We start from the raw sequence: 12,638 nt of genomic DNA on the forward strand, positions 1-12,638 counted from the left end.
GATACTCTCATCATCAACAGAGGGAGCCGCCATCATGAAAAAGACCATCAGCTTTGCCATCCTGCACTTCGGTGTCGCCTTTACCGTGGCTTACCTGCTGACCGGTGAGCTGCTGACCGCCAGTCTGATCGCCCTGATCGAGCCCGCCGTCAACACGGTCGCCTTCTACTTTCATGACCTTGGCTGGCACACGCTCAAGCCAAATCACAGCCTGCAGGCCAAGACCAGCAGCTTCGCGGTGGTCCACTTCTCGGTGGCCTTCGGAGTGGCCTTCCTGCTGAGTGGCGAGCTGCTCACCGGCGGCGTGATGGCGATGATCGAACCGGCCATCAACACCGTGGTGTTCTTCTTCCACGAGCGGCTGTGGCGCGCCCGCAGTCAGCAACTGGCGCTGGCCTGATCGACCGGGCAAGCCGCCTCCCCCTTTATCGCGGCCACAAAAAACCCGACATTCCGGCCAGGAGTGTCGGGTTTTTCACATCAGCAAAGATCTGTATCTGGATACATCACCCGATGCCCCATCAATAACGATCAGGCTTTCTTGCAGATGGGGTCAACGATAAAGGCATTCTGATCAAACTTCTGCCAGGCGCCGGTGCCAACCCCATCGACCACCAGAATGGAGACCACGCCGAAATCGACAAAGATCCCGAGCAGGGTGGTGGCATCGAACGACTTGGAGACCGGCACCGTCACCGAGTAGCAATCAGCACGCTTGACCGTGATGGTGTACTCCTCTTTCTTCTTGAACGAGGTGATCACATTGCCGTGGCCCAGCAGCATATCGTTGACGTAGATCTCCGCATCGGGATCCTGACTGCGAATGGAAACCTGCTGGCTTGTGCCGTTAAACATGGCCGCACAACCGGACAGCATGATGGCCAGCAAGGCCCCCGTCATCAACCTGAACATAGCTAACCTTCTTGTTATTAAGAAAAGGCGGCAAATCTAGCACGCCTCTCGAACAGGAGTGAAAGTGCAATGCTCAAAGCCTGTCTGAATGCTCAAAATAGCGACCACTCCTGAGCGGTTTTCAAACAAGCTGGCCTCATCCAGCAACCGCGCCCTTCCCCACTGGAGTAGCGCGGCAAAACCGGTCGCCAGCACACGCAGCTGCGCAAAATGCGCTCGGCTCCCCTGCTGCATTGCCCTGTAGAGTGTGCTGTAGTAGGCAGATATGCCCTCCTCATTGCTGGAATCTATCGATGAACAAGACCTTGCTTGCCACCCTGCTGTTTGCCCCTCTGCTGGCCAGCGCCGCAACCCCCTCCTTTGACTGCACCAAAGCCTCCGGGTCGGTCGAAACCCTGATCTGCAAGGATGCCGGACTGGCCGCCCTTGATAACGAACTGGCGGCCCTCTACCCCAAGGCGATTGCTGCGCTCTCTCCCGAGCAGCTCAAGACCGAGCGCGCCATGCAGCGCGGCTGGATCAAGGGTCGCAACGACTGCTGGAAGGGGCAGGATCTGCGCCAGTGTGTGGAGGATAACTACCTGCTGCGGATCACCGAACTGCAGATCAGCGGCGGCCAGCTGATGGTGCCGGCTCCGGTCAACTACAAGTGCGGCAAGAGCGTCACTCTCTCTACCTACTTCTATAACGATGCCAAGCTGCCCGCCGCGGTGATCAACCTGAGCGAGGGCGACAAGCAGCAACAAGTGCTCGCCTATGAAGCCCCCAGCGCCAGCGGCGCCCGTTATGAAGGGCAAAACCTCACCTTCTTCACCAAGGGGGACGACGCCACGCTGGAGCGTTACGGCCAGCCAACCCTCACCTGCATGGAAAATCCGACCAAGGGCTGAGGCTCATGGGGGCGGCTCGTCTTGCCGCCCCCCACCTTGACTAGATAGCGATATCCAGCGGTTTTCCTTCCCGCACAATCCGCAACTTGAGCGACCCCGGCTTGCTAGTGCTGAGCAGTTCACGCACCTTGTCGATATCGAGGGGACGATAAGCCACCCCGTTGATCTGCTCCAGAATGTCGCCGTTGGCCAGACCATAGGGGGCAAGATCCCGTTCGTCGCTGTAGTAGACCTGCAGATGCTTGCCATCAAAACGCACCCCGATATTGCGCAGGACTGGCGGCACTTTGCGCGCCAGGCTGTCGGCGTCGTAGCAGAGCATCATCCGCCCGGGCATGATCGCAAAGCGATTGAAGCGGTTAACAAAATCCAGCCCCAGACCATACTGCTCATTGCTGTTTTCCGACACGCGCAGCTCACCGAGCTGGCGCTCATCAAAGTGCAGGCCGGTGAGGATATGTTCACGCCCCTCCACCATACCGCTGGCATCCACCCCTTTGCGTGGCATCGCATCTTCGCCAGAGATCGCCTTCTGGCTGGCCATAAAGTCGATAAAGGCATGGTCGGCATAGCTCTGATCGGCCCCGGTATCCAGATACATGCGCACGCTGCTCTCGCCGTGGGTCAGATACACTGCCGGGGAGCGGTTGTAGCTGTCTTCATAGCCGATGCAACGCTCGAAAGTGGCTGCCGACGGTGCCGTCAACGAGGCAGTGAGCTGATGCCTGTCGCGATCAAACACCCAGTTGAAACGGCGGATGGTGTCGATCCCGAGGATGCCATCGATACGGCTGCCAAGAGACTGGGAGAAGAGATCAAAATCAACTGTTGCCCACAGATCGCTGTCATCAATGGTGACCGACCCCAGCGAGAAGGGCTGCGGCTCAACAAAGCCAAGCTGCTCGCTGCCCAGTTGGCTCGACACGCTGCTCACAGTGGCAAAATCAGCCTGATAGGCCCTGGGCAATTCGCTTAAGGTCAGCGCCTTGAAACGGCTGGCCAGACGACGATCGATAAAGGTGATACTGGCCCCGGTATCCAGCAAAAACTGGTACTGCTCACCCGCTATGGTGACGGGGATCAGGGGGGCGCTTTCGTAATGCACTGTCAGCACCGGGCCGGGTGCATTGTGCTTGGTGGATGAATCCGGGGCTGTGCAGCCTTGGACGACGAACAGGGCCAACATGGCCAGCGCCACTTTGAACTGCGACTTCATAACTCTCCTTCCCGATAGCAGATGCCCCCGCGACGCCACCACATAATGCTATCCTGTTGATTTATAGATAAATAAGCTATTTCGGCGGGGGAGGCGGACAATAACAAAGAGTTTTATGCTGGTTCAAGCCGGATATGACCATGAATATTCTATGGAGATAGTTCAAGAATGGTTGTTCACGCTATCTCGGCGCGTCATCAATCGTAGGTGACATTTGATTAATTTATTGATCTTGCACAGAAAATCTCAATATTGAGCTTTCTCTCCACAGCGCCATGGTTAATATTGCCATTTGGCAACACTTGCCTCGTCGGAGTCTCCCATGAGCCATGCCAACCCCATCCCGTTGGTGAAACGCAGCAGACTGGAAGCTGAAATTCAGGGGCGGTAGCCATGCCATATCTCGCCCGGTCCCTTTTTGATCCAAACAAACTGACCGGCAAGCCGCTGACTCATCCACAACATGCAAATCAAGGTGGTGTATGGAAACACAAACCCTGCATCGTGGTCGCTTGATCGACCATATCCAACTGGTGGTCAAAGATTTGGTCGCCAGCCAGCGCTTTTATACGGCCATTCTCACCACCCTCGATATTCCGCTGGGCGGCACAGGTGAGGGCTACTTCTGGGCAGACGAACTGTTTGTCACCGCTGTCGACAGCCCCGCCGCACTGGGGGTGTTGACCGGTCGCCACCACCTTGCCTTTCAGGCAAAAGATCGCGCCATGGTGGATCGCTTTTATCAGGCCGCACTGGCCAATGGCGGCAAAGATAACGGCGCCCCCGGTGAGCGTAATTACCACCCCGACTACTACGCCGCCTTTGTGCTCGATCCGGACGGCAATAATATCGAAGCGGTTTATCATGGCGAGGCAACGCGCAATGTGGAATCAGTTAAAATTCAGTTTTAGCAATATAGTGAAATACTATTAATATGAGGTCCGTAATGAACTATGAGGTAATTACATTTTGCTAAAAATGGTGGTGTTATAATTTCATTATTACAGCACTTTTACATTGCCAAAGGTAAAGCAAAGTCATAATTTCAAGCTAAAATTACAACATTATTATAAATTGATTTTTCAGCTTATTGACAATATAGCAATGATCATACAGAAGGATCAAACATAAAAGCATCGCCTCTTTATGTCTAATCACTGTTATACATATTATTAGGAATAGTAATGACGAAAATGAACGTAAAAACAGAACTAGAAAACCTGAAAAAAGACTTTTCTGAACTCATGGACTTATTTGATAATTCACATGTAAATATCGCGTTGATATCTGAAAAATACGCTAAAATCAAAACTCTGATAAATGATAGACTCGTTTTTCTAGAAAAAGAAGAAAAAGTTAACAAATTAAATAGATATGAGGTTTGTTTTTTACTACCTGCTATCAGGGAGGTAAGTCTGCACTGTACCGCTAGAATTGGTTCAAAAAACATCGAACAATTGAGTTCTTCTATTTATGACGGAGAAGACTATTGTTCTTACTGGCTTACTGCACTAGGTACATAAAAATATTCGAGAGGTACTATCAAGTACTCTGCCATTTAAATCTCGATGGCTATCTTTATTTTTTGATCTTGAGTTTAGTACCAATAAGTTAATGGCAACGTAAATTAGCATTATATTAAATTCAATAACTCAGCATGGAGACTAGTAATGAAATACGAAGAGATTGCTAAAATATGCGAAGAACTTAGCTACCGAGATAAGTTCAGGCTTGCCCAACTTCTAATTCAATTAGCAAGAAAGCAGGAAGAAGAAGAGTATCCAGTGCAAAGAAAACCGGAAGGACCGGCCAATGACATAAACAATATCACCTATGTCGCTGAGCGACTGCTGAAACTAAAGCCGGCAAAGAAAAGTACCCTTCTAAACTCCATCGGCGCAATGTTTCAATTCCAGGGCGGAATATCTGATGCAGATAAAGAGAAAATTGCCATAGTACTTCAAAAGAAAAAAATAATTACCATTACAGAAACAGGCAAGGTTTTATACCCAGAATAATGTGTAATCAAGGAGTGTCAATTTTTGCCGACAATCACTGAAATAGAAGAGGAAGCAACTAAATTCAGGGGTTTACTTGAGAGGTGTGATAAGAAAAACACAAAGCTAGTAATTGAGTGCTTTCCAATTATGAGTTGTAAGTTATCTTCTATGCTTTTAGCCTATCATTTTCTTTTGTTATGGCCAAATATGGAGATTAAAGGTATAAGTGGAGCCACAGGAAAAAATAAAAACATAACCCATTACTGGCTAGAAATAAATGATGTTGCAATTGACATAACAGGCGATCAATACAATATCATTAGTGAAGAAGAATTAAATAAAGAAATTATAATGAATCGGCCATTTGGAGTTGTACATGTTTACAATAAAGCTAGCAGCTACCTGTATGATCTATTCAAGATCATAGAAAGCGAGCCTCTCGTATATGGATTTCCTACAATTGGGGAAGATTTTATTGAAGATCTAGCTCTTGGTTACAGTCAAATAATTTATCAGGCAACATGTGAGAATAACAAAAAAAAATTAGGCCAATAGTTTTTATTAGCAATAATGTAATCGGACTTTCACGATAACAATATTCGTGATAGCAGCAGTTTCCTTTAGAGACCGACTTTCACATGATCTCTGTATTCACCTGTATCTTTGCTGGCTAACACCCGCGCAAGGAGATTTATGAAGCCCGACTTAACCGGCACACGGATTGCGCTGCGCACCATTGGCCCGCACGATACTGCCGATCTGTTCGAGATTTATGGCAATCCATTGACCATGGAGTTTGCCTCTGATCCCTGCTTTACCTCTCCCGCCATGGTGGCGCAGATGATGGCGAGCGTGGTGCTGCTGGAGCAAACGGGTGAGTCGCTGGAGTGGGCGATTGTCGAACGGGAGGGCAATAAGGTGATCGGCACCTGCGGCCTGCACAGTTTCAGCGAGGCGGGCCACTGCTGCGAGGTAGGCTGCCTGCTCAATGCGGCCTATTGGCGCAGAGGGTTTATGTCGGAGGCGCTGGGATTACTGTTCGCCCACGCCACTACACTGGGGGTCACCTGCCTCACCGCAGAGATCGATGCAGATAACGTCCGTTCTATCGCCCTGTTTGAAAAGCTGGGCTTCAAGGCGCATGCAGGGCGCTATCAGCGCACGCTCACCTTTATCTGACCCCGACAACCCCCTAGCCTCTCAGGCCGTTGTGGCAAGGATCAGGCATAAAAAAACCGGAACCCAAGGGTTCCGGTTTTTTCATTCCAGCCGAGGCTGGCAAACCAGCAAATTAAGCCTGGTTTTTAACTTCTTTCAGACCGCGGAAAGGAGCTTTGGCACCCAGAGCTTCTTCGATACGGATCAGCTGGTTGTACTTGGCAACACGGTCAGAACGGCTCATGGAACCGGTCTTGATCTGGCCAGCTGCGGTACCAACAGCCAGGTCGGCGATGGTAGCGTCTTCGGTCTCACCGGAGCGGTGGGAGATGACGGCAGTGTAGCCAGCGTCTTTGGCCATCTTGATGGCAGCCAGAGTTTCGGTCAGGGAACCGATCTGGTTGAACTTGATCAGGATGGAGTTGGCGATGCCGTTGTCGATACCGCGCTTCAGGATCTTGGTGTTGGTTACGAACAGGTCGTCACCCACGATCTGGATTTTCTTGCCCAGCTCAGCAGTCTGGTAGGCGAAACCTTCCCAGTCAGATTCGTCCAGGCCATCTTCGATGGAGACGATCGGGAACTTGGTGGTCAGGTCAGCCAGGAAGTCGGAGAAACCGTTGGAGGTGAAGACACGACCTTCGCCTTTCAGGTTGTACTCTTTCTTCTCTGCGTCGTAGAACTCGGAAGCAGCGCAGTCCATAGCCAGGGTGATGTCGGTGCCCAGTTTGTAACCAGCAGCGGCAACGGCTTCAGCGATAACTTCCAGCGCTTCGGCGTTGGATTTCAGGTTCGGAGCGAAACCACCTTCGTCACCAACTGCAGTGTTGTAGCCCTTGGACTTCAGCACTTTGGCCAGGTTGTGGAACACTTCTGCGCCCATGCGAACGGCTTCTTTCAGGGTCTTGGCGCCAACCGGCTGGATCATGAACTCCTGGATGTCGACGTTGTTGTCGGCGTGCTCACCACCGTTGATGATGTTCATCATCGGCAGCGGCATGGAGTAAACACCCGGGGTGCCGTTCAGCTCGGCGATGTGGGCGTACAGCGGCATGCCTTTGGCAGCAGCGGCAGCTTTGGCGTTAGCCAGAGAAACAGCCAGGATGGCGTTGGCGCCGAACTTGGATTTGTTCTCGGTACCGTCGAGGTCGATCATGATCTGGTCAACGGTGGCCTGGTCCTTGGCATCTTTACCCAGCAGAGCTTGAGCGATCGGGCCGTTTACAGCTTCGATGGCTTTCAGCACGCCTTTACCCAGGAAACGGCTCTTGTCGCCGTCACGCAGTTCCAGCGCTTCGCGGGAACCGGTGGACGCGCCAGACGGAGCGGCTGCCATACCAACAAAACCACCTTCCAGGTGAACTTCGGCCTCAACGGTCGGGTTACCACGGGAGTCGATGATTTCACGACCGATCACTTTAACGATCTTGGACATGTGTATTTCCTCAGGTTTCGTAAAAAAACAACAAAAATATGCCAAAAAAAGCGGCTGTGGCACAGTGCCCCAACCGCATTTATTTTCAATTACTTCAAATTACGCTTCTGATACTCGCCTGCCGCCTTCACAAAACCGGCGAACAGAGCGTGGCCATCACGAGGAGTAGAGGTGAACTCCGGGTGGAACTGCGCAGCCACGAACCAGGGGTGATCCGGGATCTCGATGATTTCCACCAACTTCTTGTCGGCGGAGAGACCGGTCACTTTCAGACCTGCCGCTTCAATCTGCGGCAGCAGCTTGTTGTTGACTTCGTAACGGTGACGGTGACGCTCGTAAATGGTCGGGCTGCCGTACATCTGACGCACCTTGGAATCTTCGACCAGGTGGCAGAGCTGGGAACCCAGACGCATGGTACCGCCCAGATCAGACTTCTCGGTACGGGTCTCGACGTTGCCCTCTTCATCCACCCACTCGGTGATGAGGCCGACGACCGGATACGCGCAATCTTTCTTGAATTCGGAGGAGTGAGCCCCTTCCATTCCCGCCACGTTGCGAGCGAATTCGATCATGGCAACCTGCATGCCGAGGCAGATACCCAGGTAGGGGATCTTGTTCTCGCGGGCATACTGGGCAGCCAGAATTTTGCCTTCCACACCGCGCTCACCGAAGCCACCCGGCACCAGGATCGCGTCCAGACCTTCCAGCAGCTCGGCGCCACGGGTCTCGATATCCTGAGAGTCGATGTACTTGATGTTGACGGAGTGACGGGTCTTGAGACCACCGTGCTTGAGCGCCTCGTTGACGGACTTGTAGGCGTCCGGCAGGGAGACGTACTTGCCGACCATACCGATGGTTACTTCACCAGTCGGGTTGGCCTCTTCGTAGATAACCTGTTCCCACTCGGACAAGTCGGCCTCTTTGCACTCCAGACCGAAACGCTCGGTGAAGTAGGAGTCCAGGTTCTGGGATTTCAGCAGTGCCGGGATCTTGTAGATGGAGTCGACGTCTTTCATGGAGATGACGGCGCGCTCCGGCACGTTGCAGAACAGGGCAATCTTGGCGCGCTCATTGGCCGGAATGGCACGGTCGGAGCGGCAGATCAGCACATCCGGCTGGATACCGATGGAGAGCAGCTCTTTGACGGAGTGCTGGGTCGGCTTGGTCTTCACTTCACCGGCAGCAGCCAGGTAAGGAACCAGCGTCAGGTGCATGAACATGGCGTTGTTGCGGCCCACTTCGGCAGCCAGCTGACGAATGGCTTCGAGGAACGGCAGGGACTCGATGTCACCTACGGTACCGCCCACTTCGACGATGGCAACCTGATGGCCTTCGGCACCGGCAATCACCCGCTCTTTGATGGCGTTGGTGATGTGCGGGATAACCTGAATGGTGGCGCCCAGATAGTCACCACGACGCTCTTTACGCAGTACGTCGGCGTAGATACGGCCGGTGGTAAAGTTGTTGCGACGGGTCATCTTGGTGCGGATGAAACGCTCGTAGTGGCCCAAATCCAGATCGGTTTCGGCCCCGTCCTCGGTTACGAACACTTCACCATGCTGGGTCGGGCTCATGGTGCCCGGATCCACGTTGATGTACGGGTCCAGTTTCATGATGGTCACATCCAGACCACGGGCTTCCAGAATGGCTGCCAGAGAAGCTGCGGCAATGCCTTTGCCGAGGGATGAAACAACGCCACCAGTAACAAAAATATATTTGGTCGTCATGCTGAACCTGAAAGAAGTTTAGGGAATTTTAAGGGGTGCTTCGGGGATGAAGCAGGACGGGGAAACAGTATACCAAAAACCCCTCTCCCAAACAATGAGCAAAAATCTATCAGGCTCACCGCCCCCCCATCTTGCGCCAAATCAACTTTGCTCGGTTTCCTTCGCCTTATCCCAAGCGGCATCGAGCTTTTCGAGGGTGCAATCGGTCATTTTCAAGCCTTCTGCGGCGATTATCTGCTCAACCTGACGAAAACGACGTTCGAACTTGGCGTTGGCGCCTCGCAGTACCTGCTCCGGATCCTTGCCCAGATGACGCACCAGATTGACGGTGGCAAACAGCAGGTCGCCGAGCTCGTCGCTCACCCGCGCCTCGTCCACATCGGCCATCAATGCCTCTTCCATCACCTCGTCGATCTCTTCGTGGATCTTGTCCACCACAGGCCCCAACGTCTTCCAGTCAAAACCGACGGTGGCACAGCGTTTCTGGATCTTGGCGGCGCGGGTCAGGGCAGGCAGCGAGAGCGGGATGTCGTCCAGCACGCTCTCTTTGTCGAGGGCCGCGCGCTCCTTGGCTTTTTCCGCCTCCCAGTTCGCTTTTACCGCCTGCTCGTTGGAGAGGTCTGCATCGGAAAAAACGTGGGGGTGACGGCGAATGAGCTTCTCGCTCACTGTATCGACGATATCGGCAAAGTCGAACAAGCCCCGCTCTTTACCCAGCTGGGCGTAAAACACCACCTGAAACAGCAGATCCCCCAACTCCCCTTTCAGCCCCTGCCAATCTTCAGTCTCGATGGCATCGGCCACCTCGTAGGCCTCTTCCAGGGTATGCGGCACTATGGTCTGGAAGCTCTGTTTCAGATCCCAAGGGCAGCCGTTTTGCGGATCGCGCAGGCGAGCCATGATGTCGAGCAGTTGAGGCAGATCGTAACGTTGGGACATGGGATATTCGCTTTCGATTCGTTCAAAAAGGGTCGTAAATGCAGACCGGCCACTGGGGCCGGTCGGTTCGCTATCACAGCCGCTTGGCGCTGATCACATCGTTGAGCTGACTGAGCTTGGCCAACGCCCGGTTGAAGGCGTTGATGTTGTAAATCTCCAGCTCCATGTCGATCTCGGCGGTCTGCTCGCGCACGTTGGAGCGTGAGCGCACCCCCATCACATTGATCTTCTCGTTGGCCAGTACTGTGGTGATATCGCGCAGCAGGCCGGAGCGATCGTTGGAGATGATCCGGATGGTGAGGCCATAGCCGCCGGAGTAGTTCTCCCCCCACACCGCATCGATCAGCCGCTCGGGGTTGCGCCGTGACAACTCTTTCAACTGCTCGCAATCTTCCCGGTGGATGGACACCCCGCGCCCCATGGTGATGAAGCCCTGAATGGAGTCCCCCGGAATGGGCTGGCAGCAGCGGGCAATATGGGTCATCAGGTTGCCGACCCCTTCCACCACGATGTGGTCTTTGGGCTTGTGGCGCATCGGCGCATTGGCCTTCTGCTCCAGCTTCTCCAACAGACGGCGATCTTCCTCTTCCGCCGTCGGCTTGTTGTAGCAGGTGTCGAGATAGTTGAGCACCTGGTTGATGCGGATATCGCCGCTGCCAATACCGGCCAGCAGATCGTCGGTGCTCTCCAGATTGAAGCGGCGCAGCATGTTGCCCTTGTCGATCTTGGACATGCTGAGGTTGTGGCGATCCAGCTCCTTCTCGAACAGCTCGCGACCGGCCACGATATTCTTGTCCCGATCCAGTTTTCTGAACCAGGTCGCCACCTTGGCCCGCGCCCGGCTGGAGCGCAGGAAGCCGGCGTTGGGGTTCATCCAGTCGCGGCTCGGGTTCGGCTCTTTCTGGGTGATCACCTCCACCTGATCGCCGGTCTGCAGCGCGTAGGTAAACGGCACGATGCGGCCATCAATCTTGGCGCCGATGCAGCGGTGACCGATCATGCTGTGGACGTGATAGGCAAAATCGAGCGGGGTAGCGCCTGCCGGCAGGTCGATGACATCCCCTTTCGGGGTGAAAACGTAGACCCTGTCCTCGAACACCTGACTGCGCAGATCTTCGAGCAGGGAGCCGCTCTCGGAGAGATCTTCCTGCCAGGCGAGCAGCTTGCGCAGCCACTCGATCTTGTCTTCGAAGGTGTTGGCCTTGCCGCCTACCTGTGCCCCTTCCTTGTAGCGCCAGTGCGCCGCGACGCCGAGCTCGGCATCCTGATGCATCTGGTCGGTACGGATCTGGATCTCGACCGTCTTGCCCTCAGGTCCCACCACTACGGTGTGAATTGACTGGTAGCCGTTGGGTTTGGGGTTGGCGACATAGTCGTCAAACTCGCGAGGAATGTGGTGGAACTGGGTATGGACGATACCGAGCGCCGCATAGCAATCCTGCAGCCGCTTGGTCACTACCCGCACCGCGCGCACGTCGAACAACTCGTTGAATTCGAGGTGCTTCTTCTGCATCTTGCGCCAGATGCTGTAGATGTGTTTCGGCCGACCGTACACCTCGGCGTCAACTCCCGCCTCTTTCAACCCATTACGCAGGGATTGCACAAACTCGCGGATATAGCGCTCACGGTCGAGCCGCTTCTCGTCGAGCTGCTTGGCGATCTGCTTGTAGGTATCCGGGTGCAGATAACGGAAGGCGAGATCTTCCAGCTCCCACTTGAGCTGGCCGATGCCCAGACGGTTGGCGAGCGGTGCATAGATGTTGGTGATCTCCTGGGCCATCAGCACCCGGGTCTCTTCATCTGCCGTCTTCGCTTCCCGCAGGCAGGCGATCCGCTCCGCCAGCTTGATCACCACGGCGCGCACATCCTCGACCATGGCGAGCAACATGCGACGCACGTTGTCGACCTGCTCCGGCGAGGTTTCGCTGCGATGGAGGGTCTGCAGGGAGCGGATGGCTTCCATCTCCAGCACCCCTTCCACCAGCTTGGCGATCTTGGAGCCGAAATCCTCGTCCATCCGCTCCTGGCTGATGAGACCGGCTTCGACGAAGGGGTAGATGATGGCCGCTTTGAGGGTACCGATATCCATGCTGAGCATCTGCAGGATGCCCACCATTTCGATGCCGCGTACCAGCAGCTTGCTGGTCAACGCCTCGTCACCGAGCGTCAGACAATACTGGTAGACGGTTCGCAGCTGATCCTTTTCACTGTCACTCAAGGAGAGCGAGCTGACCCACTCTTCCAGGGTGAAGTTGTCTTTCAAATGAATATCGCGAACCGCAACCATGGTATCAATCCTTTAAATTATCGGGCCGAAAGCTGTCACTTTCTCCCCTCATGAGATTGCCTCAAATGGGGATA

13 protein-coding genes are annotated in these 12,638 nt (G+C 54.1%); 7 read left to right on the top strand and 6 right to left on the bottom strand.

Features of this window, described 5'->3' with window-relative positions:
- Positions 1–34: 34 nt before the first annotated feature.
- On the top strand, positions 35–400 hold the full coding sequence (locus G5358_RS00855) for a DUF2061 domain-containing protein (RefSeq protein ID WP_040068342.1): 366 nt from the start codon (positions 35–37) through the stop codon (positions 398–400).
- Positions 401–531: 131 nt separating this feature from the next.
- On the opposite strand, the gene G5358_RS00860 is transcribed toward G5358_RS00855, so the two are convergent.
- Positions 532–912: a hypothetical protein gene (locus tag G5358_RS00860; RefSeq protein WP_108539757.1), complete on the bottom strand. Its 381-nt coding sequence runs from the start codon at positions 910–912 to the stop codon at positions 532–534.
- A gap of 293 nt (positions 913–1,205) precedes the next feature.
- Here G5358_RS00860 and G5358_RS00865 point away from each other — a divergent pair, with 293 nt between their 5' ends.
- On the top strand, positions 1,206–1,802 hold the full coding sequence (locus G5358_RS00865; RefSeq protein WP_064341585.1) for an MliC family protein: 597 nt from the start codon (positions 1,206–1,208) through the stop codon (positions 1,800–1,802).
- A gap of 40 nt (positions 1,803–1,842) precedes the next feature.
- Here the strand turns inward: G5358_RS00865 and G5358_RS00870 are convergent, their stop codons facing one another.
- Entirely contained in the window at positions 1,843–3,018 is a 1,176-nt protein-coding gene (locus G5358_RS00870) for an aspartyl protease family protein (RefSeq protein WP_421323409.1), read from the bottom strand.
- 482 nt (positions 3,019–3,500) lie between these two features.
- Here G5358_RS00870 and G5358_RS00875 point away from each other — a divergent pair, with 482 nt between their 5' ends.
- From G5358_RS00875 to G5358_RS00895, 5 genes are all read left to right on the top strand, one after another.
- A complete protein-coding gene (locus G5358_RS00875) occupies positions 3,501–3,929 on the top strand; it encodes a VOC family protein (protein ID WP_421323410.1) in 429 nt (142 codons plus the stop codon).
- 273 nt (positions 3,930–4,202) lie between these two features.
- Positions 4,203–4,541, top strand: a complete 339-nt coding sequence (locus G5358_RS00880) for a hypothetical protein (protein ID WP_421323411.1) — start codon at positions 4,203–4,205, stop codon at positions 4,539–4,541.
- 147 nt (positions 4,542–4,688) lie between these two features.
- On the top strand, positions 4,689–5,036 hold the full coding sequence (locus G5358_RS00885; protein WP_042052364.1) for a hypothetical protein: 348 nt from the start codon (positions 4,689–4,691) through the stop codon (positions 5,034–5,036).
- A 24-nt stretch (positions 5,037–5,060) separates the two neighbouring features.
- Positions 5,061–5,573 (top strand): hypothetical protein, encoded by a 513-nt coding sequence (locus G5358_RS00890; RefSeq protein WP_421323412.1) that lies wholly within the window; start codon positions 5,061–5,063, stop codon positions 5,571–5,573.
- A 138-nt stretch (positions 5,574–5,711) separates the two neighbouring features.
- On the top strand, positions 5,712–6,197 hold the full coding sequence (locus G5358_RS00895; protein ID WP_421323413.1) for a GNAT family N-acetyltransferase: 486 nt from the start codon (positions 5,712–5,714) through the stop codon (positions 6,195–6,197).
- Positions 6,198–6,309: 112 nt separating this feature from the next.
- Here the strand turns inward: G5358_RS00895 and eno are convergent, their stop codons facing one another.
- From eno to relA, 4 genes are all read right to left on the bottom strand, one after another.
- The gene (gene eno / locus G5358_RS00900; protein ID WP_005335583.1) at positions 6,310–7,611 is read right to left on the bottom strand and encodes a phosphopyruvate hydratase; all 1,302 of its coding nucleotides are present in this window, start codon (positions 7,609–7,611) and stop codon (positions 6,310–6,312) included.
- 89 nt (positions 7,612–7,700) lie between these two features.
- A complete protein-coding gene (pyrG, locus tag G5358_RS00905; protein ID WP_005335584.1) occupies positions 7,701–9,338 on the bottom strand; it encodes a glutamine hydrolyzing CTP synthase in 1,638 nt (545 codons plus the stop codon).
- A gap of 141 nt (positions 9,339–9,479) precedes the next feature.
- On the bottom strand, positions 9,480–10,277 hold the full coding sequence (mazG, locus tag G5358_RS00910) for a nucleoside triphosphate pyrophosphohydrolase (protein ID WP_421323414.1): 798 nt from the start codon (positions 10,275–10,277) through the stop codon (positions 9,480–9,482).
- Positions 10,278–10,350: 73 nt separating this feature from the next.
- Complete coding sequence (relA, locus tag G5358_RS00915; protein WP_118854614.1) at positions 10,351–12,564, bottom strand: GTP diphosphokinase; 2,214 nt, start codon at positions 12,562–12,564, stop codon at positions 10,351–10,353.
- Between the last annotated feature and the right edge of the window lie 74 nt (positions 12,565–12,638).

Origin of the sequence: Aeromonas sp. 604176 (assembly GCF_049170755.1) — a bacterium.
Taxonomy (GTDB): domain Bacteria; phylum Pseudomonadota; class Gammaproteobacteria; order Enterobacterales; family Aeromonadaceae; genus Aeromonas; species Aeromonas veronii_A.

Excerpts from the sequence above, each read along its gene's own strand:
- relA (WP_118854614.1), bottom strand. The coding sequence starts at position 12,564 with ATGGTTGCGGTTCGCGATATTCATTTGAAAGACAACTTCACCCTGGAA.
- G5358_RS00880 (WP_421323411.1), top strand. The coding sequence starts at position 4,203 with ATGACGAAAATGAACGTAAAAACAGAACTAGAAAACCTGAAAAAAGAC.
- G5358_RS00865 (WP_064341585.1), top strand. The coding sequence starts at position 1,206 with ATGAACAAGACCTTGCTTGCCACCCTGCTGTTTGCCCCTCTGCTGGCC.
- mazG (WP_421323414.1), bottom strand. The coding sequence starts at position 10,277 with ATGTCCCAACGTTACGATCTGCCTCAACTGCTCGACATCATGGCTCGC.
- eno (WP_005335583.1), bottom strand. The coding sequence starts at position 7,611 with ATGTCCAAGATCGTTAAAGTGATCGGTCGTGAAATCATCGACTCCCGT.
- G5358_RS00885 (WP_042052364.1), top strand. The coding sequence starts at position 4,689 with ATGAAATACGAAGAGATTGCTAAAATATGCGAAGAACTTAGCTACCGA.
- G5358_RS00895 (WP_421323413.1), top strand. The coding sequence starts at position 5,712 with ATGAAGCCCGACTTAACCGGCACACGGATTGCGCTGCGCACCATTGGC.
- pyrG (WP_005335584.1), bottom strand. The coding sequence starts at position 9,338 with ATGACGACCAAATATATTTTTGTTACTGGTGGCGTTGTTTCATCCCTC.
- G5358_RS00855 (WP_040068342.1), top strand. The coding sequence starts at position 35 with ATGAAAAAGACCATCAGCTTTGCCATCCTGCACTTCGGTGTCGCCTTT.
- G5358_RS00875 (WP_421323410.1), top strand. The coding sequence starts at position 3,501 with ATGGAAACACAAACCCTGCATCGTGGTCGCTTGATCGACCATATCCAA.
- G5358_RS00870 (WP_421323409.1), bottom strand. The coding sequence starts at position 3,018 with ATGAAGTCGCAGTTCAAAGTGGCGCTGGCCATGTTGGCCCTGTTCGTC.
- G5358_RS00860 (WP_108539757.1), bottom strand. The coding sequence starts at position 912 with ATGTTCAGGTTGATGACGGGGGCCTTGCTGGCCATCATGCTGTCCGGT.